This is a genomic window from Halorientalis sp. LT38, from assembly GCF_037031225.1.
Lineage (GTDB): Archaea > Halobacteriota > Halobacteria > Halobacteriales > Haloarculaceae > Halorientalis > Halorientalis halophila.
Map to the genome: position 1 here is coordinate 1,987,966 of NZ_JAYEZN010000001.1, position 25,045 is coordinate 2,013,010.

At 67.4% G+C, this 25,045-nt stretch carries 26 protein-coding genes and 1 tRNA gene; 17 read left to right on the top strand and 10 right to left on the bottom strand.

Translation table 11 applies throughout. The features are described 5' to 3' along the window. Positions 1-22 precede the first annotated feature (22 nt). Entirely contained in the window at positions 23-3,013 is a 2,991-nt protein-coding gene (locus U5918_RS10110) for a PAS domain-containing protein (RefSeq protein WP_336001229.1), read from the top strand. Between the two features lie 4 nt (positions 3,014-3,017). Here U5918_RS10110 and U5918_RS10115 read toward each other — a convergent pair whose 3' ends face one another. Next, a complete protein-coding gene (locus U5918_RS10115) occupies positions 3,018-4,277 on the bottom strand; it encodes a hypothetical protein (protein WP_336001230.1) in 1,260 nt (419 codons plus the stop codon). 394 nt (positions 4,278-4,671) lie between these two features. On the opposite strand from U5918_RS10115, the gene U5918_RS10120 reads away from it, so the two are divergent. Both U5918_RS10120 and U5918_RS10125 read left to right on the top strand, forming a co-directional pair. Further along, on the top strand, positions 4,672-5,394 hold the full coding sequence (locus U5918_RS10120) for a profilin-fold protein (RefSeq protein WP_336001231.1): 723 nt from the start codon (positions 4,672-4,674) through the stop codon (positions 5,392-5,394). 91 nt (positions 5,395-5,485) lie between these two features. Next, on the top strand, positions 5,486-6,283 hold the full coding sequence (locus U5918_RS10125; RefSeq protein WP_336001232.1) for a hypothetical protein: 798 nt from the start codon (positions 5,486-5,488) through the stop codon (positions 6,281-6,283). 303 nt (positions 6,284-6,586) lie between these two features. Here the strand turns inward: U5918_RS10125 and U5918_RS10130 are convergent, their stop codons facing one another. Next, entirely contained in the window at positions 6,587-7,147 is a 561-nt protein-coding gene (locus U5918_RS10130; RefSeq protein ID WP_336001233.1) for a hypothetical protein, read from the bottom strand. Further along, a complete protein-coding gene (locus tag U5918_RS10135) occupies positions 7,140-7,967 on the bottom strand; it encodes a hypothetical protein (protein ID WP_336001234.1) in 828 nt (275 codons plus the stop codon). Before U5918_RS10135 ends, U5918_RS10130 begins: the two co-directional genes overlap by 8 nt. A 507-nt stretch (positions 7,968-8,474) precedes the next feature. On the opposite strand from U5918_RS10135, the gene U5918_RS10140 reads away from it, so the two are divergent. Then, the gene (locus tag U5918_RS10140; protein WP_336001235.1) at positions 8,475-8,909 is read left to right on the top strand and encodes an SRPBCC domain-containing protein; all 435 of its coding nucleotides are present in this window, start codon (positions 8,475-8,477) and stop codon (positions 8,907-8,909) included. A gap of 52 nt (positions 8,910-8,961) precedes the next feature. Here U5918_RS10140 and U5918_RS10145 read toward each other — a convergent pair whose 3' ends face one another. Further along, on the bottom strand, positions 8,962-9,819 hold the full coding sequence (locus U5918_RS10145) for an IS5 family transposase (protein ID WP_336001236.1): 858 nt from the start codon (positions 9,817-9,819) through the stop codon (positions 8,962-8,964). Between the two features lie 93 nt (positions 9,820-9,912). Between U5918_RS10145 and U5918_RS10150 the strand changes: the two genes are divergently transcribed. Then, positions 9,913-10,293 carry a hypothetical protein gene (locus U5918_RS10150; RefSeq protein WP_336001237.1) on the top strand — a complete coding sequence of 127 codons (381 nt, stop codon included), beginning with the start codon at positions 9,913-9,915 and terminating at the stop codon, positions 10,291-10,293. 121 nt (positions 10,294-10,414) lie between these two features. On the opposite strand, the gene U5918_RS10155 is transcribed toward U5918_RS10150, so the two are convergent. Further along, positions 10,415-10,487: transfer RNA gene (locus tag U5918_RS10155), tRNA-Gln, on the bottom strand. A 144-nt stretch (positions 10,488-10,631) separates the two neighbouring features. Here U5918_RS10155 and thiE point away from each other — a divergent pair. Then, positions 10,632-11,264: a thiamine phosphate synthase gene (gene thiE / locus U5918_RS10160; protein ID WP_418771365.1), complete on the top strand. Its 633-nt coding sequence runs from the start codon at positions 10,632-10,634 to the stop codon at positions 11,262-11,264. Continuing rightward, positions 11,261-12,076 carry a hydroxyethylthiazole kinase gene (gene thiM / locus U5918_RS10165; protein WP_336001239.1) on the top strand — a complete coding sequence of 272 codons (816 nt, stop codon included), beginning with the start codon at positions 11,261-11,263 and terminating at the stop codon, positions 12,074-12,076. The genes thiE and thiM overlap by 4 nt, the downstream gene beginning before the upstream one ends. A gap of 69 nt (positions 12,077-12,145) precedes the next feature. Here the strand turns inward: thiM and U5918_RS10170 are convergent, their stop codons facing one another. Next, on the bottom strand, positions 12,146-12,850 hold the full coding sequence (locus U5918_RS10170; protein WP_336001240.1) for a class I SAM-dependent methyltransferase: 705 nt from the start codon (positions 12,848-12,850) through the stop codon (positions 12,146-12,148). 101 nt (positions 12,851-12,951) lie between these two features. After that, entirely contained in the window at positions 12,952-13,245 is a 294-nt protein-coding gene (locus tag U5918_RS10175; RefSeq protein ID WP_336001241.1) for a hypothetical protein, read from the bottom strand. Between the two features lie 100 nt (positions 13,246-13,345). Here U5918_RS10175 and U5918_RS10180 point away from each other — a divergent pair, with 100 nt between their 5' ends. The 3 genes from U5918_RS10180 (at position 13,346) to U5918_RS10190 (ending at position 14,019) form a co-directional block, all read left to right on the top strand. Further along, the gene (locus U5918_RS10180) at positions 13,346-13,525 is read left to right on the top strand and encodes a hypothetical protein (RefSeq protein WP_336001242.1); all 180 of its coding nucleotides are present in this window, start codon (positions 13,346-13,348) and stop codon (positions 13,523-13,525) included. Between the two features lie 5 nt (positions 13,526-13,530). Further along, complete coding sequence (locus U5918_RS10185; RefSeq protein ID WP_336001243.1) at positions 13,531-13,680, top strand: hypothetical protein; 150 nt, start codon at positions 13,531-13,533, stop codon at positions 13,678-13,680. A 102-nt stretch (positions 13,681-13,782) separates the two neighbouring features. Beyond that, positions 13,783-14,019 carry a Sec-independent protein translocase subunit TatA/TatB gene (locus U5918_RS10190; RefSeq protein ID WP_336001244.1) on the top strand — a complete coding sequence of 79 codons (237 nt, stop codon included), beginning with the start codon at positions 13,783-13,785 and terminating at the stop codon, positions 14,017-14,019. Between the two features lie 90 nt (positions 14,020-14,109). Here U5918_RS10190 and U5918_RS10195 read toward each other — a convergent pair whose 3' ends face one another. Both U5918_RS10195 and U5918_RS10200 read right to left on the bottom strand, forming a co-directional pair. Beyond that, positions 14,110-14,730, bottom strand: a complete 621-nt coding sequence (locus tag U5918_RS10195) for a DUF7344 domain-containing protein (RefSeq protein WP_336001245.1) — start codon at positions 14,728-14,730, stop codon at positions 14,110-14,112. A 202-nt stretch (positions 14,731-14,932) separates the two neighbouring features. Continuing rightward, entirely contained in the window at positions 14,933-15,523 is a 591-nt protein-coding gene (locus U5918_RS10200) for a DUF7344 domain-containing protein (protein ID WP_336001246.1), read from the bottom strand. 298 nt (positions 15,524-15,821) lie between these two features. On the opposite strand from U5918_RS10200, the gene U5918_RS10205 reads away from it, so the two are divergent. The 7 genes from U5918_RS10205 (at position 15,822) to U5918_RS10235 (ending at position 23,892) form a co-directional block, all read left to right on the top strand. Then, the gene (locus tag U5918_RS10205) at positions 15,822-16,700 is read left to right on the top strand and encodes a SipW-dependent-type signal peptide-containing protein (protein WP_336001247.1); all 879 of its coding nucleotides are present in this window, start codon (positions 15,822-15,824) and stop codon (positions 16,698-16,700) included. Between the two features lie 3 nt (positions 16,701-16,703). Continuing rightward, positions 16,704-18,131 carry a vWA domain-containing protein gene (locus tag U5918_RS10210; RefSeq protein ID WP_336001248.1) on the top strand — a complete coding sequence of 476 codons (1,428 nt, stop codon included), beginning with the start codon at positions 16,704-16,706 and terminating at the stop codon, positions 18,129-18,131. 41 nt (positions 18,132-18,172) lie between these two features. Then, entirely contained in the window at positions 18,173-19,879 is a 1,707-nt protein-coding gene (locus U5918_RS10215) for a vWA domain-containing protein (protein ID WP_336001249.1), read from the top strand. A gap of 218 nt (positions 19,880-20,097) precedes the next feature. Further along, complete coding sequence (locus tag U5918_RS10220; RefSeq protein WP_336001250.1) at positions 20,098-20,913, top strand: hypothetical protein; 816 nt, start codon at positions 20,098-20,100, stop codon at positions 20,911-20,913. Continuing rightward, complete coding sequence (locus U5918_RS10225) at positions 20,910-22,025, top strand: hypothetical protein (RefSeq protein ID WP_336001251.1); 1,116 nt, start codon at positions 20,910-20,912, stop codon at positions 22,023-22,025. The genes U5918_RS10220 and U5918_RS10225 overlap by 4 nt, the downstream gene beginning before the upstream one ends. Beyond that, positions 22,022-22,975, top strand: coding sequence for a signal peptidase I (locus tag U5918_RS10230; protein ID WP_336001252.1), 954 nt, complete (start codon positions 22,022-22,024; stop codon positions 22,973-22,975). Before U5918_RS10225 ends, U5918_RS10230 begins: the two co-directional genes overlap by 4 nt. Continuing rightward, positions 22,972-23,892: an ICP22 family protein gene (locus tag U5918_RS10235; RefSeq protein ID WP_336001253.1), complete on the top strand. Its 921-nt coding sequence runs from the start codon at positions 22,972-22,974 to the stop codon at positions 23,890-23,892. Before U5918_RS10230 ends, U5918_RS10235 begins: the two co-directional genes overlap by 4 nt. Before the next feature lie 170 nt (positions 23,893-24,062). On the opposite strand, the gene U5918_RS10240 is transcribed toward U5918_RS10235, so the two are convergent. Further along, entirely contained in the window at positions 24,063-25,019 is a 957-nt protein-coding gene (locus U5918_RS10240) for a hypothetical protein (protein ID WP_336001254.1), read from the bottom strand. Between the last annotated feature and the right edge of the window lie 26 nt (positions 25,020-25,045).

Genomic DNA, 25,045 nt, shown 5'->3' on the forward strand with positions numbered 1-25,045 from the left:
CATCGAGTGCCAGGTTCGGACAATGACGGTGTCGGACCCGATCGCGCGCGACCGACTCCCCGAGACGGTCGTCTACTACGACGACGACTTTCCGGCCGCGCCGGCCGAGCTGCGGCGGGGGATCGAGGACGCGTCGTCGCTGTCCCTCGCCGCGTTCGAGTCGCTTTCGGGTCGCGGCGAGTCCGCCGGGTCCGACGAGGCGCACCTGACGCTCGTGTTCACCGAGCGGGTGCCGGCTGACGCGGCCGCGCTGACTGCCGGGCGGGCCATCTGGGTCACGACCGAGGCGGCCGTCGTGACCGCGGGGCTGGACGCCGGCGCGACCGACGTGTTCCACTGGTCGCCGGCCGACGGCTGGGACGTGCTGGCAGCGAAGCTCGGCCACCGGCTGGACGGGGTCGGGGGCCCGAGCGCCACCGACGACCACGCCGTCCCCGACCGGGCGCTCCAGCGGATCAGCGACGGGGTGCTGGCACTGGACGACCGATTCCGGATCACCTACCTGAACGACGCGATGGCGGCACTACTCCGGGACGCCGACGGTGACGTCCTTGGGGACAGGCTCTGGGACCGCCTCCCGCCGGCGGTGACGGAGGACCTGCGACCGGCCCTCGAACGCGCGATGGACGCGGGAGAGACCGTCACCACGGAGTTCCAGGCGCCGGCGACGGCGCAGTGGTTCGAGGTGACGGCCTACCCCTCGGCGGCGGGGCTGTCGCTGTACGGCCGGGAGATCACCGAGCGCAAACAGCGCGAGATCCAGCAGGCCCGGTACGAGCACCTCGTCGAGACCGTCGGGGACGCGGTCTACCTCCTCGACGCCGAGGGCCGGTTCACCTACGTCAACGACGCGCTCTGTGCGATGACGGGCTACGACCGCGACGACCTCCTCGGGTCGTCCGTCCACATCATCAAGGACGACGGGACAGTCGCGGAAGCCGAGGACGCGCTGCGTGACCTGCTCCGGGAACAGGCCGACAGCGACGGGATGCCGATCGCCAAACTGGACGTGGAACTCGTCACGGCCGACGACGGGACCGTCCCCGCCACGGACCGGATGACGCTGCGCCCGCTCTCCGAAGACGGCGAGTTCACGGGGACGGTCGGTACGCTCCGGGACGTGAGCCGACAGCGCCGCCGCCATGACGTCCTCTCGGGCATCCTCGCGGCGACCCAGGACATGATGGCCGCCACGACGACCGACGAGGTCGCGCGGCAGGTGGTCGACACCGTCGTCGACGTCTTCGGGTTCGACCTGGTCGCCGTCCACGAACACGACGCCGAGACCGACCGTCTGGTTCCCGTGGCCACGTCCGACGGCGGCGACGAAACCTCGACCGAGCGGCCGGCCTACGCCCTCGAAGAGGGGCCGGTCGGAACCGCCTACACCGAGGACCGCCTCGTCGTGCAGGAGGCCCGCTCCGGGCTGGACGACTGGGACCGCGGCGGCGTCGAGGTCGGCGGCTACTGCCCGATCGGCGATACCCGCACGCTCAGTTTCGGCACGCGTGACGAGGCGGGGTTCACCGACGACGACGAACGGCTGATCGAGTTGCTCGCCGAGACCGCCGCCGCGGCCTTCGAGGGGGTCACTCGCGAGGAGGAGCGCCGGCGCTACGAGGCCGTCATCGAGGCCGCCGAGGACAAGCTGTTCACGCTCGACGACGACGGCCGCATCACGCTCGCGACGGAGCAGTTCGCCGAGAGCGTCGGCGCGGACCGCGAGGCGCTTGCCGGCCGGGAGATCGGCGAGTTCCTCGCCGACACCGAGGCGGCCGCCGCCGTCGCGGACCTCGAGACCGCCGCGGACGTCGAGACCGATCTGCGAACCCGGGACGGCGAGGCCGTCCCCAGCCGGATCCGGACCGCCCGCTTCTCCAGTCCGTACGGGGACGGCGTCGTCGGGACGGTCCGGGACCTCTCGGCGCTGCGGTCGGCCCAGCAGGCGGCCTCGCGCAACCGCCAGCGGTTCACCGAGCTGTTCGAGACGCTCTCCGACCCCGTCGCCGACGTCGAGTACGGCCCCGACGGCGCGGTCGTCAGCCGGGCGAACGCCGCCTTCGCCGCCCTGTGTGACGAGCGGGACCGCTCCCTCGTCGACCGGCCGCTGGCGGCGGTGCGCCAGGCGCTGCCGGAGTCCATCGCGGCCGCCCTCGACCCCGTCACGTCGCCCGGCGCGAGCGTCGAGACGGCGGTGAGCACGCAGACGGGCGCCGAGCGCAAGCGGTTCGTCCTGAAGACGGTGCCCTACGAGAGCACGGACGGTCAGCGGGCCTTCGTCGTCCTCACGGACGTGACGGACCTCGCCCAGCGCGAGACCCACCTGCAGGTGCTCCACCGCCTGCTCCGGCACAACCTCCGCAACGAGACGACGGTCATCCAGGGGTACGCGGAGGCGATCGTCCAGCGGGAGACGAACGCGGAGATCGGGGACTTCGCCCGCCAGATCTTCGAGGCGAGTTCGTCGCTCGTCGAGGCCGCCGACACCGCACGGACGATCCAGCGCGTCCTCGAGATGGACGCCGAGGACGTCGAATCGGTCCCGGTCGAGCGTGCGGCCGAGCAGATCGACGCCGACGTCCTCGCGGATTACCCCGAGGCCGACGCGACGCTCGCGAACGAGGCGACGGGGACCGTGTCGTTCAGCCACCACCTGCTGGTCGGCATCGCGGAACTCGTCGACAACGCCGTCGAGCACAGCTCGACGAGCAGTCGGACGGGGTCCGACGACGCTATCGAACACGTGGGCGGTGACGCTCCCAGCGTCGCCGTCGAACTCGCCGACGCGCCGGACTCGAACGCCGTGTGTCTCCGCGTCAGTGACGACGGCCCCGGGATGCCCGAGTCGGAGTGGGAAGTCGTGGCTGGCGAGCAGGAGATCACGCAGCTCCAGCACACCCAGGGGCTGGGCCTGTGGCTCGTCCGGTGGGTCGTCGACAAACACAGCGGCGATCTCGCGCTGGAACGGAGCGGCGAGGACGGGACGACCGTCGCGATCAGGCTCCCCCGCTGAGAACCTAGGTCGAGCGGAACCGGTCGAGCGGTTGCCGGAGCGCCCACTCGTCGGTTCCTGGATCGAGGTTCGAGGGCTCGGTGCCGGTCTCGGTCACGATGCCGGCGTGATACAGCATCGTCTTGAGCTGAAAGACCGTCGGGGAGTGGTAGACGTCGCCGTCGTCGAGCGCCGCGGACCGTAGCTCACCCTCCCCCGTCAGGACCCGCTGGCGTACGTCGTCGGTCCCCCGAACGAATAGCTCGATCGTGAAGGTCGGCTGGGTCCCGTGGCAGTACTCGACCAGCTGGACGAGCGAGGGAGAGGGCTCGCCGTCGTCGACCAGCCGCTGGAGCCGGTCGACCAGGAACTTCGTCGCCGGGTATCGGTAGACCACCCGGCGGGTCAGCTGTCCCCACCGCGGCGCGAGGTCGCAGAACCGCTTGCGGGAGCGCTTCCAGTCCCGGAAGGCGTCGAGGGCGGCGTTGACCGACCCGTACTCCCCGAGTGCGAACCGGACGACCTCCTCGCCGAGTGGCGTCAGCCGCGGACCCGCGGGCCGGTCGTCGATCAGGTCGAGAAACGCGGCGCCGGTCCGGGCCGCATCGGTCGCGCCGACCACGCGTTCGGCGAGCAGCGTCTCGGTATCCCTACCGTGGACGAGCGCCAGCGGGTAGGCGAGGTAGTTCTTCGGGTGGTTCAGGCCGAAGTTGCGGTCCGCGACGCCCTGGGCGCTGGCCTGGAACCGGATAGCGTCGGCCTCGCCGGACTGTCGGGTGCCGACGACGCGGGGTCGAACCGCGGGCGTGACCGAACCGCTCTCGGCGACGGCGAGGACGCCCACGTTCAGCTCCCGGGCGAGCGTCGTCGCCGACGGCGGGATCGACTCGGCGGGCGCGGCGACGAACGCGACGTTGGCCTCGTGGAGCCGGTCGTAGGCCTGGACGATCCCGCGCTCGACCGCGGCCGTGCCGGTTCCGCGTTCGGTCTCACCTTTGGCCTCCACGACGGCCAGCGGCGGCTGGTCACCGACCCGGTCGACGGCCAGCAGGTCGTTCTCGAGGTCGGGAACGCCCACGAGATCGGGGTACCCCGAGCCGACGCGGACGTGGTTGAACGGCGCCAGCTGATCCTGCACGTCGGCGTCGATGGGGCGGTCGTCGATCCAGCGCTCCTGGGCGAACTGGGTGTCGGCGACGGCGTAGGTTTCGTCCCCCTCGTCGGGGAACAGCCGCGCTTTGGCGTGGGCGAGGACGTGCGGTTCCGTCAGCGCGGCTGTCGCCATGACTGTGCATGGCGTGGCCGGGTCTTGAAAACTGCGACGAGAACGGCGGTGTGACCGTCGTCCTCAGGAGAGGTCCGGGACGATGGGTGCGTCGAGTTCCGCGAGTACCAGGCGGTCGTTCGAGGCCTTTGTCGTGCGTCCGCCGTCGGTGTGGACGCGTCGCGTCGGCATCTCCGGAACCAATGGGGCTGGTCGACCGTCGGGGTCTGTCGATTGTCGCTCTCGCATAGTGGTACTCACGGACTCGTGGTCCGTACACCATCGGTCTACGGCCAGGATAATAAACGTCATGGTCTTTCATTACGTTAGTGAGTCACTACCACGGTCGGCGTTTCACCTCCGCTGGTCGGCCCCGAGCGCAGTGGTTATGCCCCTCGCAGTCCTCCCGTCGGTGATGACAGACTGGCCCGAGGTGGACCTGCAGGACGCCGAGGCGGTCGCCGAGCGACGTGACGAGGTGCAGGCGGCGGTGCGGGATCACGCGGGGCAGATCGCCTACGCGCTGGCCCGGCTCCAGGGCGGCGACTACGGCCAGCGGCGGTTCGACACCGAGCGGGGTGAGTGGACGGTCAAGTACGAGGCCGGCGACGTCGAGTACCTCCGCTACGATCCCGGATCCGGTAGCGAGGTGTACGTCGTCTCGACGAAACAGCCGCCCGAGACCGGGCCGCTCGCGACCGCGCTCGAAGACTACGCGGCGTTCGTCGCCGCCTTCGAGGAGTACGTCGCCAGCCTGGACGGCGTCCTCGCGGACGCGCCCACGGAGTTCCCCGCGCCCGCGTCGGTCGACGGCGTCGTCGCCGAGCGCGACCGCATCGTCAACGCGATCCGGGACACCAGTGACGCCATCGCCCGCGCCCTCCGGCGCTACGAGGGCGGTGACTACGGCACCTTCACCGCGCGCGTCGACGGCACCCGCTGGGAGCTGAAGTGGGACGAGGACGGCACCTCGTACCTCCGGGTCGGCGGCGAGGGCGGCGTCTACCTCCTCTCACAGTACGAACCGCCAGCCGCCCCCGACCTGCGGGAACTCGCCCCCGAGTTCGCCGGCTTCGTCGAGGCGTACAACGACCACGTCGACGACCTCGAATCGGACCTGGCGACCGTGCAACTATAGGCCGAGGGTCCACGCAGCCCCGCAGCGACTCGATTTCCGGAAACTGAGAACTGTCCGTCGCTTGAATGCCGTCCGGACCCATCGTCGAGACATGAACCCGCTCCAGCAGTCGGTGTCCGACCCCGCCGCGACGGTCGCCGTCGCGCGGGCTCTCAGCTACCTGACCGTCGCGGTCGCCGCGGGGTGCCTGCTGTGGTATCTCAGACGCTACGCCCACCAGGTCCTCGCCGCCCCCTACCGGACGCGGTGGCGCTACCTCGCCGTGGGCGTCGGCGCCGTCGCCATCTACGGCCTCGCCGGACTGGCCGAGACCGCCGGCGTCGCGCCGGCCGCCGCCTTCCGCCGCGGCGCGACGGTCTTTGCCTTCCTGTTCGCCGCCGTCGGCGTGCGCGCCGTCCACCGCTCCGTCGACGGCGCCCCGCTCCTGCCCGACGGGACGCTCCAGTGGCTCGGCCCCGCCGTCGTCGCCGCATTCGTCGCCACCTGGTGGCTCCTCTACCTGATCGCGGCCGCGCCGGCGCTCGCCGCGCTCGAAGTCGGCGGCCTGGTGCTCGCCACCGCCTACACGCTGTACCACGCCGTCGGCACCGTCCGGGCACAGGAAGGGACGAGCATCGCGGCCTTCACCCGCCAGTTCACCCCCGCACTGCTCGCGCTGGCCGTCGTCGCCGTCGCCGACCACGCCGCCGTGCTCTCGCTGCCCACCGCAGCCGTCGGCGACGGCGTCGCCCTCGTCGGGACGGTACTCACGGGCGCCTTCCTGTTCACCACCGCCGTCGCCATCAGACAGCAGGGCGGCGAGGTCCAGCGCATCTACGACCCCACCACCTGGAGTCGCGACCGACCCGAAGACCGCCGCCGCGGGGCCGACGACCCCGGCGCCGACTGAGGGACTAGTTCACACAAACGACAGTTTGAGTCATCGACAGGTCCGTTATCCCCCCGTCCGACGGCAGCCGTGGGCAGGTGTCATTTCACACCACCGCGCCTGTCCTTGCTGCCACCAGCCCGTCCCCGGACTCTCATGGAGGTTTTCCGGGGACGGCCACTGTTTCGACGACGAGGCGACTCTCCGGTGGACGGATCGCCCCGCAGTCGCCGCTGAGCGGAGTTCGGCGGTGAGTTACGGCAGGATAGTCCATCCTGGCGGTAAATGTCAGAATTTCTAATCTTTGGGCTTGCTTGTCGCCCGTTACGGGTGTCCGTCTGAGTCGGCCGCGTACGCCTCTCCGAACTCCGAGAAGTGCCTCACAAGGGTCTCCAAGGTGTCCTCGATTTCTTCAGCCGAACTGACGTGGTCATAGAAGGCGATGTTGGAATCGTATGGGTTTTCTGATGTTTCCACCGACCAATCGCCGGCACGAGTCTGTTCAACGACCCGGTCATCACTGGCCGACTGGGCACCCTTTACCTTGTATCCGAACGCCCGGAGCGCCCCGTCGACATCGGTTCGGTTGTACTCTGTGGGTGGCATCCAGTAAAGGTGGACGTTCAGCCGTTGGTTGCTATCCGGGGCTCGAGGCCCTTTCATTGCGTGGTTGATTCGGTGAGTAGCAAGTCCACTACTCGGGCTTTGGTTGGTCCTCACACTAAGCCCAGTACTCGAATCGAACAGGCCGGGCTGTTCGTCGACCATTCGCTGATCGAACTCGTGCAGTATTGCTTCGATCTCGTTCTCGAATTGCTTGATTAGTCGAAGCGCTTTCAGATAGCGATCGCTCTGGAGGCCCTTTGTGAGGAATTCCTCACTCATAATCCATCCTCTCGCGCAGATATGTTAGTTGTTCTCCCAGGATTCTCGAAAGCGTGATTGGTTGAATCGTCTCGACAACGTTCGCTGGCTTAGCCATTCGATCGATCGTCGGATGTGGCTGAAACTTCATGAGTTGTTGCTCCGCGGCCGCACAGAAAAGGTATGCATTGGCCGCCCAATGGTCGTCAACCGCTTCACCTTGGCGTAGGAGCGTTCGAATCGCTGTGGTCACGTCCTGCCAATACATTACGGAGACTGGACCGGCCGTTTCCCACTCAATTTGCAGTCCTTCTTTAGGATGGCGCCTGACTAATGGATCGACCTTTGACCGGAGACGGTCAATATTTTTCTTTGGTAGGAGGAGCGTATGAGTCCACTCCTGATCGGGGTAGTCGCGTTCGGTGAGCCGCGTCGTCTCCGCAGTCTTCCTGTAGTGGGTGTCGTCAAGTTTTACTTCGATTGAGAAACCACGATCAGGATAAAGAATTAGTATATCTGGTCGTCGAGAGCCTCCCTCCTCCTTCAAGAGCCGGTCCTCACGGATGACTTCATCTGGAACTAGACCCACGTCTTTATCAAAGAGTTCAGAGACTAACGCTGCGGACTGTCGCAACAGTCGCGCCAGCCAGTCCGACCATCCTTCTTCGTTGTTCGGCAAGAGCGGTCCCATGTCTTGGGTCAGCGCCGACGCCAGCGGATCCGTTTCGAAGGGCGACTTCGAGCGCTTCCACCTCTCGTTGGATTGGTCCAACAGGTCGGCTACCTCGACGGCGGTCTTATAGCCAGTCTCGCTGTAGAGTTCCCACCACGGGTCAAGCATATGCCACCAGCCAGTCAGCCCATTTGTGACGAGTGTCCGCGTTGAGGCGACGCTGCGGGCGGGGTGCGACGAGTCTGCATACGCCTGCCACCACGAATCGAGGTCTTCCCAGCAGTCAGCCAACCGCGCTACGTGGAGGGGTTGTGCCGAATCATGGCTTTGGGTGATTGGCTGAGTCTGCGTGTGTGTCGACCACCACAGATCAAGCGCTTCCCAATCGTTCGGTTCGACCTCTACACGCACGCCTGATCTGGCGAAGGCGACCGATAAAGTCGTTGGGGGGGAATCCACGGCCACTTGTTACGAGCGTCAGGAACCCCCTATTGCCGCCACTCCAACCGCCTCAGCATGGGTGATATTGTAAGGGCCAAGGCTCTGTTGAAATCCTCAGTCACAGACAGGTTGTTGAGGCCGTGCTGAATACAGAGCGCGTATCTCGCATAGCCGTGTGGAATGTACGGCGAAGCCTGCGATACTGATTCATATTAGCGCTGCATTGAGACGTACATGGACGAAATAATAACAGACATCGAGATAGACGGCTCGCCAGAGGCTGTGTGGGCTGTCTTGACTGATTTTGAGGCGTATCCCGAATGGAATCCAGCGATGGAGATAGATGGAGATGCGGTCGAGGGCGACCGACTGGAGGTGACGATGGATTACGAGAATATGAGAAAAATGACGTTCAACCCGAGGGTTCTCGTGGCGGACAGACCGACCGAGCTTCGGTGGCAAGGTCGACTGTTTGTCTCCGGACTCTACGACGGCGAGCATCGATTCGAACTCACTTCGCTTGACGACGGTGAGCGGACGCGACTGACACAGGCTGAAACCTTTCGCGGGGTATTGGTGGGATTTATCAACCGTCGAATCGGCGACGATGTCGAGGCAGGATTCAATCAAGTGAACGAGGCCTTGAAGCGACGCGTGGAAAACAGCTAATTTCGTTGCCGGATATGCTGCATACACCTCTATATTCAGCAGTCGATTCCTCTCAGAATTCCGGATATTCGCACTCATCGTCTGAAATAGCCAGCCCTCGTTCCACATTGTGAACGACACACTTGATGAGGAGTTCACGGAACTGCTTCCACCAGAGACGTGACCGCACAAAAGCTCCGAACTTCTGTTTGATCACCGCGTTGACTGTCTCGTTCATGTTTCGACGATGGTAGAGGTCGCTGTCCAGCCGTGCATTCCACGCTTTGTGGAGTGAGGTGAACTCACGATGCTTAATAAGTGGTCGAATACCGTGGTCACGGGCGAGCTGCCGTAGCTTCTGGTCGTCGTATCCCTTGTCACCGGTCAAGACCGCGATAGACTGGACGTTCCGTTTCACTACTTGTGGCGCAATCTGCGTGTCGTGCTTCCGCGTTGTCGTCACGTGCACATCGAGAATTGCGTTGGTCGCTGTATCGACCAACAGCGTTGTTTTCAAGTGCTGGATGGTGAGGTTTGTTCGTTTCGTGTAGTGAGTTGAGGCATGCGCCCGCTCAAACCCGGAGGCATCGATACCGGTGACACCGTTCAGCGGCAAGTCCGCAAGCGAAACGTTCAGCAGAACCCGCCAGACGGCCATCTCCAAGCGGTCGAACGCCTTGCAGAGTGTCGAGGGTGCGGGAATCGAATCGAGACCGAGGGCGTCACAAATGCGGGGCATCTCGATAAGTTCATCAACGAGGTCGCGGTACGTGGTCGTCTTCTTCACCTTGAGACAGAGAAGAACGACGTGCTGGCGGAGCGTGAACCGCTTCCGAGAATAGCGTGTCGAAAACCGTGTAACAGCACGGCGAGCCAGCACCATAGCTCGTTCAACGAACCGGAGAAGTCGTGACTTCGGCAGGGAATCCATCCTGTCTCAGACTACTCGTCCATCATGTTTGCCCGCAAGGGTTTCAACAAGGCCAGGGCCAACTATTTGTGATTTGGAAATGCGTGTTATGGTATGGCAATACAGAGTCTGCTCGAAAAGATACGGACGCAAGAAGCAGAGCTCTCGGATGAAGAGAAACTATGGATGATCTGTAGCGAGATATTCCCCCCGCTCACCGACGATAAAAATGGCTCAAGATATCGACTGTCTGTGGCAAACAGATTTATTCAACTTGAAGGATCGCCGGTTAAGCGGGATGACGATGGCGACGTGTACCGAACCGAAAATGAGAGCCGCTTGGATAGAGCACTAACACAGACTGCCGACGCTTACGATAGAAGCGAAGCTACGATTCGATCATTGTGCATCCATGATGTCTATAATGGAGAAAGTCAAACCGAACAGTTTCTAGAAGATTTACTGAAGGTTGAAGAGAAGTATAAAATGCTATAATACTGAATTAGTACGGGTTTCTGTCCGTGGATATCCGCAGTACCACCAAGAGACGTCCAAGATTTAGTATACGGACTCAGGCGGCAAAGGCAGTGCTATAGGATTAGAACGCCCGGAGAAGTAGTCCATCCTGGATTCGAACCAGGGTCGAAGCCCCCAGAAGGCTTCAGGATTGGCCACTACCCCAATGGACTGTGATTCTGGATAACCCGTTTGTCCTTATGAGTGTTGCGGACTCCGTCGGCGGGTTTCCGGCGCGCGGACGCGGTGTGTGCCCGGTTCACGTCACAAACCCAACCCACAAGGCGACTGACCACGAGGCAATATTACAGATGAATCTGGACACGTACCTGGTGACGGCCGAGTCGCTCTCGGCGGGGCGCTCGACGGTCGAGATCGTAGAGGCGGCCATCGACGGCGGGATCGACGTCGTGCAGTTGCGCGAGAAGGAGGCGACCGCGCGGGCGCGCTACGACCTCGGACGGCGGCTCCGCGACCTGACAGCCGAGGCCGACGTCCTGCTGATCGTCAACGACCGCATCGACATCGCGGCGGCGATCGACGCCGACGGCGTCCACCTCGGGGACGACGACCTGCCCGTGTCCGTCGCCCGCGAGCAACTCGGCGACGACGCGATCGTGGGCCGGTCGGTCTCCACCGTCGAGGCGGCCCGCGAGGCCGAGCAGGCGGGCGCTGACTACCTCGGCGTCGGCGCCGTGTTCGCGACCGACTCGAAGGACACCGACCCGGAGCAATCGGAGATCGGGCTCGAACGGATCGAAGCGATCGACGCGGCGGTCGATATTCCCTTCGTGGGCATCGGCGGCGTGGCGGCGGCGAACGCGGCGGACGTGGTCCGTGCCGGTGCGGACGGCGTCGCGGTGATCTCGGCGATCACGGCGGCCGACGATCCGGCGGCGGCGACCCACGAACTGAACGACGCGGTCGCTGCCGGACGGGTGGAAGCATGAGCGTGGATCTGCAGGCGGCCTTCGACGCCGTCGCGGAGACGGGACCGCTCGTCAACTGCATCACCAACGACGTGACGGTCAACGACGTGGCCAACGTCGTCCTCCACTGGGGCGGCCTCCCGGTCATGTCCGACGATCCCGGCGACGCGCCGGAGATGGTCGCCGGCGCGCAGGGCCTCCTCCTCAACATGGGCACCGTCTCCGAGGCGGGCCTCGAAACCTTCCTCGCCACCGGCGAATCGGCGATGGAACACGACGTGCCCATCGTCGTCGACCCCGTGGGCGTCGGCGCGACGTCGGTCCGGGACGAGGCGGCAGAACGGCTGGTGACCGACCTCGATCCGACGGTCATCAAGGGCAACTACGGCGAGATCACGGCGCTGGCGGGCGAGACGGCCGACGTCCGCGGCGTCGAGTCGGTCGGTGAGTACGACGACATCGTCCCGACGGCGCAGGCGGTCGCCGAGGGCACCGGGGCCGTCGTGATCGCCTCCGGCGTGACGGACGTGGTGGCGACCGCCGACCGCGCGTTCGAGGTCGATGTCGGCGACGCCCGCATGGGCGAGTTCGTCGGGTCGGGCTGTATGCTCGGCGCGACCGCGGCCGTCTTCGCCGGCAGCGTCGCCGACCCGCTGGACGCGAGTCTGGCCGCGACGGTCGCCTTCGGCCGCGCCGGCGAACGCGCCGCGGCGGGCGCCTACGGCGAGTTCGAGGGGCCGGCCAGCTACCGGATCGCCTTCCTCGACGCCACCGCGGGGCTCGACGCGGCCGAGGCCGCGTCCGACGCGGACCGGATCACGGAACTGGGCTGAACGACGCTTCCGATTATTTCCTTCGTAGGTAATATTCTGGCACCAAAGTTTCCTTCGTAGGCAATTATTCTACGTCTCTCCCGGTCGCGCCTCGATGGCGGTGAGCACGCCGAACAGCGCCGTCTCAGAGCGCTCGACGGACAGGTCCGCCTCGCGGACGTGGGCCAGCGGCTCCTGGGTCAGCCGACAGCCCGATTTCTCGTAGTGGGCCGGCGCGCGCCAGTCGAGCAGTTTCGCCAGCGGTGCGGCGTCGCTCTGTCCGTGTTCGAGCAGCAGGAGGCGTCCGTCCGGGTCGCAGACGCGGGCCATCTCCCGGACGGCGGCCACGGGGTCCGGGAACGTACAGGTCGAAAAGGAAGAGACGACGGTGTCGAAGGCGTCGTCCGGGAACGCCAGTCGCTGGGCGTCCATCCGCTGGACCCGGCCGGACCGATCCAGGCGGTCGAGTTCCGCCCGGGCCTGGGCGAGCATCGCGGCGCTCAGGTCGACGCCGACGATTTCGCTGGCGTCGGTCAGATACCGGAAGTTCGGCCCGGTGCCACAGGCAACGTCGAGGACGCGGCCGCTCGCCCCCGCGAACTGCCGGCCGCGGTAGCGCCCGGCGAACAGGCGGTCCAACCACTGCCACCGCGCGACCTGCTCGGCCTTCTCGTCGTAGGTCGCTTCGATCTCGGCGACCGAGACCGCGTCGCTCCGGGACGGACGGTCCACGTCCGCGCCCCCCTGTTCGTCGTCCGGCCCCTCCGTCGGTCCGCTCGGGTCCGTCTGTGGCATACAGTCTCCCCTGGCCGTCTCTGGCCCCCGATGTCACGTAAAAGCATCGCGGGATCGGACGTTCCCCGGACTCCGTGCGAATCCGTGTTCGAGCCGGGCCGTCAGGTCTCCGCGCCGTCGCCCTGGGCCTCGACCTCGAAGTCGGTCAGTTCGTGGCCGTGGCGGGCGATCCGCTCGGCGACCTGGAACTTCTCCGGGCGGTCGAGGCGCTCCCAGTCCAGGTCCTCGGGCGGGGCGTCCTCGAAGCCCTCGAACGTCTCGAGGACGGCGGCGTTGACGAAGCGGGCGAACGCGTCGCAGATCTCGCAGGTGCGTGAGAGGTGCGAGACGTCGAACTCGCGAGTCACGGTGCTGTCGAGGCAATCGACACACCGGTACTGCTGTGTTCGGGTCACGACGGCGTTAGGAGCGCCACTCGGTAGTACCTGTGGGTTCGACCGCCAGCGCCGATTCGACCATCAATCTAATTACGGCGAGGAGTGTCAGCATTCAACTATGCACGATCTCACGGGCGTCCAGCGGGACCGTCGCGCCGTGCTCGCGGGCCCCGCGGGCCCGATCGGGCCGGACGGCGACGGCGCTCGCCGCGGTCGCTCGGCAGACGGCCACGGGGCCGGCGACTGCGGGGGCGGCGTCGGGCCGGCGATCGACGGGACCACAGGCACGGGTGGGTGATACACATGGAATACGTACAGTCATCGAGCGGGAAGTGGCACAGGACGGACTGCCAGTACTCTCCGGCCGAGGACGAGCGCGAAGACGAGGTCGACCAGCTCCCGCTGGACGCCGATCGGTGTCAGCACTGCATCGACTCCTTCGAGTTCGCGTGAGGGTCGTCCGGACGGCCGCACCGAGCGATCAGAGGCCGGAGTTATATTCTTTTTGTCACGTACGCCGGTCATACTGATACCCCGATCGCCCCTACGAGTGCCATGGACACGTTCCACCTGTTCGTCGGGGTCCCCGGGGGACCAGAACTGCTCGTCATCCTCGGCATCGCCGTGTTGCTGTTCGGTGCCAACAAGCTCCCCGCGCTCGCGCGGTCGTCGGGGCAGGCGCTCGGCGAGTTCAAGAAAGGGCGCCAGGAGATCGAGACGGAACTCCGGGAGGCCGCCGAGGGTGAGTCGAACGCGGCCGACCCAGAGGACGCGGTGACCGAGACGGCCTGATCGAACCCGAGCGATTTTTTCGGCCAGCAAGAACCACGAGAGCCGTCGCTGTGCTGTCTGCCAGTGTCCCGGAATCCGACGTCGGTGCGTTCAGTCGTCCCCGGCGAGTGCCCGCTCGCCCTCGTCGGGGGGTGTGATCGTGGTTTCCGGCGGCGCGGCGGCGGACCCGACGACTCGGCGACCGTCGCGCAGGGTGTGATATCCCCCGATGGCGGTGAACGCGAGCGCGATCAGGAGTGCGTACGCGAATCCGCCGATCCCGGCGAACGGGCGAACGCCCAGCGCCGCGATGGTGACGATGGCGGTCGTCACGCCCCCGAGCGCGAAGTAGAACTGGCTCCACGGGATGTCCTCGGCGGCCACCAGATCGAAGTAGATGTCGAACTGGTCGATCGTCTCCGTCAGCGCCACGACGCCGCGGTCGCTGTCGTAGGTCACGACGCCCAGCCGATCCATCTTCGGGAGATGGGTCTGGTGTAAGGCCGTGTACAGCCGCTTGCGCTCTTTCGGGCGGACCTGCGACCGGTCGACGCCGTTCTCCCAGGCCGCGAGCTGTTCGGAGAGGTCGCGGATCGTCACCGGCTCGCCAACTCGTTTCAGATAGTGCAGGGCGTACCGCCGTCGCCTGTTACTCAACGTCTCGAAGATCGTCTCCGTCGACAGAGACTCTCTGTCAGCCGCTGCTGGCTCTGCCGACCGCATTGTTGCCATTGACCCACCCGACGTTCGATAGCACTTTTGAATTTAAATACTTGCTGCTTTGTCCATCTGATTCAGATATATATTTCTATATGCTCGTGTATTAATGACGATCGTGCATAGAAAACCGCTTTCCCTGTTCGTTCGGTTGTGATTATCGCCAGACATGTGATTATCTCACACAGTGGGCGCCTCTCCGCCGTGAAAATCCGGATCAGCGGAGCCTGGACAGCAGCCCACGCAGGCGACCGCGCGTGCGCCCCAGGAGCTGGTAGCCGGTCGAGAGCGCGAACACTGCCAGCGTTCCGGTCGCCGGGACCAGCGGATCGACCGCCCCGAACCCGGGGATCGCCGCGAGGGAGGCGACGACCGCGAAGAGGCCGCAGATCCCGAGCGCGCGGTAGTACTCGCCCCAGGTCACGCCGAGTGCGTTGACGGTGTCCATGTACCGGTGGAGGTGGCGGCTCTCCGGCCGCGGTCGGACGAGCTTCCTGTCGGGATCGTACTCGACGAGGCCGAACTCGTGGAGTTTCGGCAGGTGCGTCTGGTGAAGCGCGTTGTAGACGCTCTGGCGCAGGGGCCGGGGTGCGGGCGCGACGCCGGCCTCTTCGGCCGCGATCAGCTCCGACAGCTCGCGCAGCGTCACCGCCTCGACCGGCCGGCCGGATCTGGCGCCGCCCAACGCGAACCAGCTCTCGCCCGACTCCGCCTGCCGCCGCCACAGCGCCGTCAGCGTGGCCCGGCGGCGGGCGTTGCCCAGCAGGTAGTAGACGTCCGATTCCGGGATCGACGCGTGCGAGAACATTGCGTTCACCGACGCGTCCGCGGATCTTACGTATAGCCAGCGTACCGAGACGACACCGGGTCGTTACAATTCGGTACGGCCCCCGGACGGACCGGTACGGACGCGTTATCCGACCTGAACGGACCCATACGGTCGCCCTACGCGGTCGTTGAAAACCGGTACGGAGACCGTACGATCTTGCGTTTCAGGCCCTCAAACTGCGGAATTACTGCATGAGTAAGTCCCCGACCCCCCTGGAGCAGGTAACCCGAACCGGGCCGACCCTGGGTGGGACGACCGGCGCGGGGTGGAAACCAACATGACAGACGACAACCCGAAACTGTACGACGTGTCGCGACGGAAGATGCTGGCCGGGCTCGGCGCCATCGGCCTCGCCTCCGCGGGCGCGGGACTCGGTACCTCCGCGTACTTCAGCGACACCGAATCCTTCTCGAACAACACCCTCACCGCCGGGACCCTCGACATGAGCGTCACGGCCGACGTGGTGGCAGCCAACCAGTACTGGGTGGACCAGGGCGGCCTCGACGTCTCGGTCGTCGCCGACAGCGAAGATCCGATTCTCGGCCTCCAGGTCGACGACGTCAAGCCCGGCGACTGGGCGATCGTCTGCTTCGAGATCAGCGTCGGTGACAACCCCGGCTACGTGCAGGTCGCGACGGAGAACTTCACGGAGACCGGTGGCGCGAACCCCGAGCCCGAACAGGCCGAAGAGGGGGACGCCGACAACGACGCCGATCTGGGCACCGCCCTGCTGACCTCGGTCTGGCAGGCCTACGACGACAGCGGCGACCGGACCGGGCTCTCGACGCTCGACCCGGTGTTCAACAACGCCAGCGATCTGCTGACGATCGACTACGCCGAACCCGACGAGGACGGCGTGGCCGGTCCCGACGCGCACTACACGAACGCGGTCGAGGCGAACGACGTCCTCTCGGGCGGGTACGTGGTCAAGGACGACAACGGCGACCCGATGATGGTCGGCAGCGACGCCGCGGGCGAAGACGAGAACGTGGCGGACACCTACGAGTTCTGCCTCCTGCTCGAACTGCCCTACGAGGTCGGCAACGAGATCCAGGGCGACGGACTGTCCTTCGACCTGGTCTTCGAGACCCAGCAGGTCCGCAACAACGACTCACCGTTCGCGAACGGGCAGACGAACACCACCTCGGGGAACTAGATCATGAGTGACGACAACCAGCTATACGACATCAACCGGCGGAAAGTGCTCGCGGGCCTCGGCGGCATCGGCCTCGCTTCGGCGGGGGCGGGTCTCGGCACTTCCGCCTTCTTCAGCGACACGGAAACGTTCCAGAACAACTCCCTCACCGCGGGGACGCTCGACCTGAAACTGGACTACAAGGCCACCTACGAGGGCGGCGCCGGCCGACTGGCGGCCATCCAGGAGAACTACCCGGACGCCCAGGATCTGGGCGACGGCGTCTACCTGCTCGACCAGGCGCCGAGCCCGGCCGACATGCAGGCGTGGGAGGACCTGGTCCAGGGCGAGGACTTCCAGTTCTGTTCGCCCGAGGCCGACGAGTTCCTCGTCAACGGCGACGGGATCCCGGTGTTCACTCTCGACGACGTCAAGCCCGGCGACTACGGCGAGGTCACGATCAGCATCCACATCTGTGACAACCCGGCGTACCTTCGGCTGGGCGGCGAGATCGGCGAGAACGCGGAGAACGGCCAGAACGACCCCGAGATCGCGGCCGAAGGGGTAGACACCGACGGCATCGGCGAACTCGCAGAGGAGATCCAGGTCCGCGTCTGGTACGACGAGGACTGCGACAACGTCTACGAACCGACCGGCACCGGCGAGCAGCAGGAACTGGAAGTCGCGCTCGTGAGCGACGTCTCCGGGTCGATGGGCGGGGCGCCGCTGAACGCGCTGAAGACCGCCGCGGTCGACTTCGTCAACAACCTCTCGTCGCCCGACGAGGCCGCCGCGATCTCGTTCAACTCGTCGGCCTCGGTCGACCAGGAGCTGACGACGACCTACGGGGACGTGATCAACGCCATCAACAACTACACCGCGGGCGGGCAGACCTCGATCGCCGCGGGCGTCGCCGCCGGTGAGAACGAACTACTCAACGGCACGAACGCCACTCCCGGCGCGTCGAAGGTCATGATCCTGCTGAGCGACGGGAACTCGAGCAGTTCCGCGGCGATCTCGGCGGCCGACGCCGCCAAGGACGCGGGCATCCGCATCTTCACCATCGCGCTGGGCAACGCGAACACCAGCCTGCTCCAGCAGCTCGCGTCCAGCCCGGACGACGCGTTCGTCGCCCCCAACCCGTCCGACCTCGACACGGTCTACGCCGAGATCGCACAGATCGTGCTCGCTGGCGAGCAGGTCATCGCCGAGGGGAGCATGAGCGACGTCTTCGCCCAGCTGTCCGAGGGCGTCCTGCTCGACGGGAACCGCCAGGAGGAGGGCGTCCAGCCCTACCCCGGCGTGACCACCCAGTGCATCGGCTTCGAGTGGGAACTGCCCTTCGAGGTCGGCAACGAGGTCCAGTCCGACTCCGTCGCCTTCGACATTAGCGTCGAGGCCGAACAGAGCCGAAACAACGACGCGCCGTTCGGAGCGTCGCTGAGCGACTGAGACTCCCGAACCCGGCGTTTTGCAGACACCAAACACATACCATGACAGACGACAAGCAACTGTACGACCTCAGCCGACGGAAAGTGCTGGCCGGCCTCGGTGGCATCGGCCTCGCGTCCGCCGGCGCAGGACTGGGCACCTCGGCGTTCTTCAGCGACACGGAAGCGTTCGAGAACAACCAGCTGGTGGCCGGCGAACTCGACCTGCTGGTGGACTGGCAACAGCACTACCGGATGAACGGCGAGACGACGTTCGTCAACGCACACCCCGACCACGACGGGGACGGCGAGCAGTCGATCCCGGCCGACAACGACGCGGGCCAGCTGAAATACAGCGACTTCCTCGACGAGGACGACCCCGAGGGCAACGGGCGGAACCTCCCGATGCTGGGGTGTGAGAACATTCCGCCGCTCTCGGAGGCGTCGTTCGGGACCGACCCGACGACCGGAACCGAACAGGAGTCGCTCGTCCAGCTGGGCGACGTGAAACCCGGCGACAGCGGCGAGATCACGTTCAGTCTCCACCTCTGTGACAACCCGGGGTACGTCTGGATGCAGGCCGACAACGTCACCGAGAGCGAGGGCGTGGACACCGATCCGGAACTCGCGGTAGACGAGTCCGACGGCGGCGACCTGGCCGACGCCATCGAGGCGACGCTGTGGTACGACGCCGACTGCGACAACGTCCACGACGCGGCCGAACCAGCCGACGTCATGCTGACGCTCGACTTCTCGGGGTCGATGCTGTACCGGCAGTTCGGCGGCGTCGTCGGCGAGGACGAGATCACCGTCGACGGAACCACCTACGGCGAGACGACGAAGATCGATCTGGTGGAACTCGCGGTCCGGGAGTTCGTCGGATACCTCGACGACCAGAACGCCGACGTTCAGGTGGGCGTGGCCTACTTCGACGGCGAGGGGAGCGACGATTCCGTGCCGCGCACGGGCGTGCTCCAGCCGCTCACGTCGAACCTCTCGACGGTCGATGCGGCGCTGACCGGCCTCCGGCAGAAACTCGCGAACGTCGTGAGCGGCGGCGCGGGCTCGACGCCCTTCGACGGGGACGGCGACCCGGACCCCGCGGCGGGCAGCGGGATCGCCACCGGGACCTACATCGGCGAGGGCGTCGACGACGCCCAGGGCGAACTGGCGACCAACGGGCGCTCGGGCGCCCGGGCGGCCAACGTCGTCCTCTCGGACGGCGAGTCGTTCAACGGGCAGGGCTCGACGCAGTTCAGTTCGCCCCAGGGCGCGGCCGCAGACGCGCGCGCCGCCTCGCCGGGGCCGGCGACCGACCTGTACACGGTCTCGGTCGGGAGTGCGAACGACGCCGTGCTCCAGTCGATGGCCGGCGCGGCCGGCAGCGCCGGCGGCGACTCGCAGTACTTCTTCGACGTGGACGACCCGACCACCATCCAGACGGTGTTCGGGGTGCTGGCGAGCCAGTTCGTCGCCGAGAAGGTCGTCATGCAGGACACGCTGGCGAACGTCCTCGCGGAACTGTCCGCCGACGACGGCATCCCGCTCGACGGGAACGTCCTGACGCTGTACGACGAACTGAACGACCCGGACACCGACGACGACCGCGATGCCTTCGAAGGCAACGGTCTGATGTACTGCGTCGCGCTCTCGTGGGAACTGCCGTTCGAGGTCGGCAACGAGGTGCAGGGCGACACGGTGTCGTTCGACCTGGGCTTCTACACCGAACAGGAGCGCAACAACGACGGCAGCGGACCGGTGAGCGCCTGAGCGGGTCGCGGCCGACCGTTCACGGACCGTTCACGGGGCCACCGTCTCGCGGTTTCGGAGCGAGACGCGCGGCCGGTGAGCGCGGGTGTACGGGCACCGTACCGGCGGTCGAGGACCGGGGGATCGGTCCGCAGGGTGACCGTATCGGTCGGCCACGAGTCCATACCTATGCCGACAGGTAACCAGGAGAGACAGACGAACGACGCGGAGATTTCAAGATGCAACTGACACGACGACAACTGCTGGGGACCATCGGCATCGGGACGCTCGGTGCCGGTGGCGTGATGAGCGGCCGCGGGGGGCCGGAGTACACGCACTACGCCTACGCGGCGACCGCGGACCTCGACGACCGGCGGGTCCGGGTCGCCTGGTACGAACGCTACGACGGCGTTTTCCAGGAGACTCACGCCGGGACCGACCCGACCGGGTTCGACGCGGCGCTGGACCCGGAGACGGCTCCGGGCTACGTCACCGAGGCGACGTACGTCACGGACGCGTCCGGGCCGGTGCTCGCCATCGGCGGCGTCATGCCGGGCGACGAGGGCGTCCTCGTCGTCGGCATCGAGGCCGTCGACGACGGTGACTTCGTCCCGGCGCCGGTCGACGTCTGGCTCCGGACCGCGATCACGGCCGACGACGAGCACGGGATCAACGGTCCCGAGGCGGCGGCCGGGGATACGACGGACGCCGACGGGGAACTCGACGACGAGCTCCGCGTCGAGGTCTGGCGGGACGGCTCCCCGCTTGGCACCTGTGACGGTCGAAAGCAGTTCGACGAGCGGCTGGAAAGCCCACTCGTCGAACGGGCCACGCTGGCCGAGGCCTTCGGAACGGGCAGCGACGCGGGGTCGGCGAGCGGGGTTCGCGCGCTGGAGGGGCTCGACCCGGGCGCGAGCCGGTGCGTCGCGCTCGGGTGGGACTTCCCGTACGCCGACGCGACGAATCGCTCGCAGGGCGACGGCGTGACCTTCGACGTGCGGTTCGGCGCGGTGCCGACCGGCGCGGAGAGCCCGTTCGTCGCGGAGGGGCGATGAGCCTCAACCGGCGGCGCGTCCTCGCGTCGCTGGCCGCCTGCGGCGCCGGCGCCGTCACCGGAACCGGGACGGCTGCCGTCCTCACCGACACCGAGTCCGGCGACGCGCGGCTTCGGTCCGGCCTGATCGACCTGCTGATCGAGTACTGGGTCGTCTCCGGCCCCGGCGCGACTGGAACCGTGGACCCGTCGGCCCCCGACGGCGTCGTCGACGGGCCGCGGATCGACGTGCCCCTCGGGACGCTGGACGGCGAGCAGCCGCGGGGAAGCACGCTCCTCCGCTTCGCGCTCCCCCAGCCCGACGAGGGAGTCAACAACCCGGCCAGTCTCTGGCTGCGGACGGACTGCCCCACGCCGGACCCGCTCGCGGCGGCCATGCAGGTCCGGTTCTCCTTCGCCACCGCGGACGGAACGGTCGAGAGCCTCCTCGCCGAGGGGTCGCTCCAGGCGGTCGCCGAGCGGTTCCGGGCGGGCGTCCGGCTCGACCCCGCCGCGGCGACCGACGACGAGGGCTGCCTCACCGACGAGCTGTTCGTCCTCGTGGAGTACGACCTCGGACTCTTCGTCGGTACCGGCGCGACGAGCCTGCCCCTCTACGTCGCGGCGACGCAGTGTCGCAACGCCGATCCGACGGCCAACCCCTTCGGTGGCGTCGACGACGCGCCCTGTCCGCCGGTCGCGGCCTGTGACTGCTGCTGGGCCATCGGCAAGGTCGAACTCGAGGGAAGCGAGCGGTTCCGGGCCGGCCGGACCTACGAGTTCACCGAGGGGATCGTCGGCTACGGCCTGCGCGTGACCGACGTCGACGGGGATTCGGGCGTCGCGTTCGAGCTGGTCGCCACCGACGGCGGGAGCGTCCCCCCGATCTGCGAGGTCCTGGTCAAGGGCGGCCCGGGCGACGAGCGGTACGACCGCGACGAGGAGTCGTACGGGACCACGACGGACGCTCTCGAAGGGGCCAGCGACGGGCTGGTCTACGCGCCGCACAACTCGAAGAGCGGCGAGCGATACGGGATCAGTCACGTCCTCGTTCGCGTGTGCGCCCCGGAGACCGACGACGGGGGCTGTCCCGACGATCTCGTCCAGACCGCCGCGGGCGGGAGGGGACGATGAGCGACCGAATGGGGGCCCTGCGCGAGCGAGCCCCGTCACGGCGGAAGGTCGCGACGGTCCTCGGGACGCTGGTACTGCTGGCGGTGGTCCTGCCGTTCGTCGTCTTCGCCGTCCCGCAGACGATCGGCGCGGACCACGGGTTCGTCATCCTCTCCGGGAGCATGGAGCCGGACATCGCGCCCGGCGACGTGGTCGTCGTCGACGCCTCGCGCGACGTGGCCGTGGGGGACGTGATCACTTACGAGAAGGCGGGCGCGAGCGACGGCGACGTCCCGGTGACCCACCGCGTGATCGGGATGCAGGACGGCGAGTACGTCACGAAGGGCGACGCGAACGAGAACGCCGACTCGGCGACGGTCGCGCCCGAAAACGTCCTCGGACGGGTCGTCCTGACGATCCCGTTCATCGGCCACGTCGTCCTCTGGGCGAACACGCCGACGGGCTACGTCGGCCTCGTGCTGGTCCCACTGGTGCTCCTGCTCGGCAGCGAGCTCGTCTCCTGGGCCCGGAAAGGAGACGGAGACACCGGCGACCAAGACGCGGAGCCGGCACCCGGGGAGACGACCGAATCCACTCCGGCAGGAACAGGAGCGGAAGGCGGCGCGCGATCGACAGCGGCGGCCGGATCCCCAGAGGGACCGCCGTCGGTGTCGGTGGCCGTCGCGGACCTGAAGCTGAGCGCCCTCGCGTCGCTCGCGCTGTTCGCCTACGCCGCCTGGAACCTCTACACCGAAGTGGCGACGGTCGGCGCTCCCTCGCCCGTCACGGTCGGCGCGCTGACCGCCGGCCTGCTCGGCCTGCTGGTCACCGGCTGGGTGACCGGACGGATCTGGTACCACGCCAGGACCGCCGACGAGCGCACCCAGGACCCGACCGACCTCGGGCGAGCCGACTGGCCGATGCCGGATCCGGGCGCCGACGCCCGGACGGACACGGAGGGTGAGCGATGACCCGCACGGTCGTCCTCTTCGCCGCGGCCGTCGTGATCTTCGCGGCTGCGACGGCCGGACTCGGCGGTTCGGCCGGGCTCCTCGTCGACCGGGAGGGGTTCAACGCGACCGTCGACGCCAGCGCCGACGGCGACCGGTTCGACGTTCGCAGCGGCGACGACCGCTCGCGACCGCCGACCCCGGACCGTGACCTGCAGTTCAGCTCGCTCGACGCGAACGGATCGGCCCCACCCGCCGAGAACGGAACGGCCCCCGCCGACGGGAACGGAACGACCGCTGCCGGCGGAAACGAGACGGCCGACGTCCCGTCCGCGAGCGACGGCGGAGACCTCGACGAGAACGGAACCGAGTCGCCCGACCCCGGACCGGCGACGGACGAGACCGGCGGGCCGCCGGCCGACGACGCCGGTCCAGATGGGTCCGACGGCGACGACGCCGTCGATCCAGAGCCGGCACCCGACGCGACCGACGACGGGAGTCCGGACGAGGCCGACGGTCCGAGCGAAGGCGGTGACGAAGCCGACCAGAGCGGCGAGGGAGCCGACGGCAGCGACGAGGGACCAGACGAGAGCGACGGAGACGACGTCGACGAAGCCGGCGACGAGTCGACGGAAGCGGAGTCCGAATCGGGGACGGCCGGCTCGGACGGCACAACCGATTCGGCAGACGGAGACACGGACGGTGAGACAGGTGACGCCGACGGCGACACCGACGAGACCGACGGCGACGACGGGTCGACGGCCGACGAGTCGACCGGCGACGACGCCTCTGGGTCGGACTCGGCGGACAGCGGTTCGAGCGGGGGCGGGGACAACGGATCGAACGGAGACGGATCGACCGACGACGCAACCGGTGGCGACGACGGCCAGAGCGACGACGGCGCGACCACCTCGGACGCGGACGGTGGGTCGGGATGATGGGTCGGGGAGGCCGACGCCAGGGGTTCGGGGTGCCCGGTCTGGCGCCCGGGGCGCCGCGGCGAAACGCGGTCGTCCTGGCCCTCTATCTCCTGGTCCTGGCCCTCGCGTCGAAGGGTCTTCTCGGAGTGGTCTGAGCGGGGCTCGGAGGCGGCATTTTCGGATGTGGCTCACCGGCGGCGACGAATCGCACCGTCGTGGAGGGTTCGGAGACCGACGAGGCTCACGCAGGAGACGAAGGCGACGGTCCCGAGTTTGCCGCCGGCGCCGGCCAGCGCGGGCGAGACGAGGACGAACACGACGCCGGAGAGGGCGCCGGCCAGCGCGGCGTGGCGTTCGTCGCCCAGGCGATCGGCGCTCGACATGCCGACGAACGACGCGCAGAAGGCGACCGCCGCGAGCGTCGCGCCCGTCGCAGGTGCGATCAGTGGGAACGCGACCCCGGCGACCAGTCCGACGAGCGCGGAGCCGACGACGGGCCCCAGTTCGAGGCGCAGGCTCAGGACGACGGTCGCGACGGCCCCCATCACTGCGACGGCCACGACTGGCGGTGCCTCGGGCCACCGGATCACGGTCCCGGCGGCGTAGTCGAACCCGGTGACCGCGACGGTCGTCGCGACGCCGAAGAGCGCGAGCGTGCCGAGTTTCCCGCCGACGCCGCCGAAGGACTCCCTGGCCGCGACGAACGCCACCCCGGAGACGACCCCCGCGACCAGCACGGCTGCGGCGGTGGGAAAGACCGACGGCGACGCCATCCCGACGAACGAGCCGCAGTAGGCCGCCACGTCCCGTTCCGAGAAGGCGAGCCCGGCGGCCAGCCCCACCGCTGCGGCGGCGACGACCGGCCCGACCCCGCCGTACACCGCCAGCCAGTACGTCACGACGGCGGCGACGGCCACGGCCGCCGCGTCGAGCGCGTCCGTCCGGTCGAAAGCGCTCCCCTCGTGCGCGCCGAATGCTCGCTCTCGCTCGGTGACCGCGGCCAGTCCGCCGACCGCGACGATCCCGGCCCACAGCGTGACCCGGCCTATCGAGAACCCAGGCCACGCGCCGACGGCGTCCGCGAGCAGCACCGCGGGCGTCGCCAACAGGGCGAGGTAGCCGGCGTACTGGACGGGCCTGTACACAGACGGGCTCACAGGTCGGCAAGTGA

Excerpts from the sequence above, each read along its gene's own strand:
- U5918_RS10135 (WP_336001234.1), bottom strand. The coding sequence starts at position 7,967 with ATGCTTGACCCGTGGTGGGAACTCTACAGCGAGACTGGCTATAAGACC.
- U5918_RS10200 (WP_336001246.1), bottom strand. The coding sequence starts at position 15,523 with ATGTTCTCGCACGCGTCGATCCCGGAATCGGACGTCTACTACCTGCTG.
- U5918_RS10220 (WP_336001250.1), top strand. The coding sequence starts at position 20,098 with ATGCAACTGACACGACGACAACTGCTGGGGACCATCGGCATCGGGACG.
- U5918_RS10195 (WP_336001245.1), bottom strand. The coding sequence starts at position 14,730 with ATGGCAACAATGCGGTCGGCAGAGCCAGCAGCGGCTGACAGAGAGTCT.
- U5918_RS10150 (WP_336001237.1), top strand. The coding sequence starts at position 9,913 with ATGGCAATACAGAGTCTGCTCGAAAAGATACGGACGCAAGAAGCAGAG.
- U5918_RS10140 (WP_336001235.1), top strand. The coding sequence starts at position 8,475 with ATGGACGAAATAATAACAGACATCGAGATAGACGGCTCGCCAGAGGCT.
- U5918_RS10190 (WP_336001244.1), top strand. The coding sequence starts at position 13,783 with ATGGACACGTTCCACCTGTTCGTCGGGGTCCCCGGGGGACCAGAACTG.
- U5918_RS10230 (WP_336001252.1), top strand. The coding sequence starts at position 22,022 with ATGAGCGACCGAATGGGGGCCCTGCGCGAGCGAGCCCCGTCACGGCGG.
- U5918_RS10235 (WP_336001253.1), top strand. The coding sequence starts at position 22,972 with ATGACCCGCACGGTCGTCCTCTTCGCCGCGGCCGTCGTGATCTTCGCG.
- U5918_RS10225 (WP_336001251.1), top strand. The coding sequence starts at position 20,910 with ATGAGCCTCAACCGGCGGCGCGTCCTCGCGTCGCTGGCCGCCTGCGGC.
- U5918_RS10145 (WP_336001236.1), bottom strand. The coding sequence starts at position 9,819 with ATGGATTCCCTGCCGAAGTCACGACTTCTCCGGTTCGTTGAACGAGCT.
- U5918_RS10170 (WP_336001240.1), bottom strand. The coding sequence starts at position 12,850 with ATGCCACAGACGGACCCGAGCGGACCGACGGAGGGGCCGGACGACGAA.
- U5918_RS10215 (WP_336001249.1), top strand. The coding sequence starts at position 18,173 with ATGACAGACGACAAGCAACTGTACGACCTCAGCCGACGGAAAGTGCTG.
- U5918_RS10210 (WP_336001248.1), top strand. The coding sequence starts at position 16,704 with ATGAGTGACGACAACCAGCTATACGACATCAACCGGCGGAAAGTGCTC.
- U5918_RS10205 (WP_336001247.1), top strand. The coding sequence starts at position 15,822 with ATGACAGACGACAACCCGAAACTGTACGACGTGTCGCGACGGAAGATG.
- U5918_RS10185 (WP_336001243.1), top strand. The coding sequence starts at position 13,531 with ATGGAATACGTACAGTCATCGAGCGGGAAGTGGCACAGGACGGACTGC.
- U5918_RS10120 (WP_336001231.1), top strand. The coding sequence starts at position 4,672 with ATGACAGACTGGCCCGAGGTGGACCTGCAGGACGCCGAGGCGGTCGCC.
- U5918_RS10110 (WP_336001229.1), top strand. The coding sequence starts at position 23 with ATGACGGTGTCGGACCCGATCGCGCGCGACCGACTCCCCGAGACGGTC.
- U5918_RS10115 (WP_336001230.1), bottom strand. The coding sequence starts at position 4,277 with ATGGCGACAGCCGCGCTGACGGAACCGCACGTCCTCGCCCACGCCAAA.
- U5918_RS10180 (WP_336001242.1), top strand. The coding sequence starts at position 13,346 with ATGCACGATCTCACGGGCGTCCAGCGGGACCGTCGCGCCGTGCTCGCG.
- thiM (WP_336001239.1), top strand. The coding sequence starts at position 11,261 with ATGAGCGTGGATCTGCAGGCGGCCTTCGACGCCGTCGCGGAGACGGGA.
- U5918_RS10130 (WP_336001233.1), bottom strand. The coding sequence starts at position 7,147 with ATGAGTGAGGAATTCCTCACAAAGGGCCTCCAGAGCGATCGCTATCTG.
- U5918_RS10125 (WP_336001232.1), top strand. The coding sequence starts at position 5,486 with ATGAACCCGCTCCAGCAGTCGGTGTCCGACCCCGCCGCGACGGTCGCC.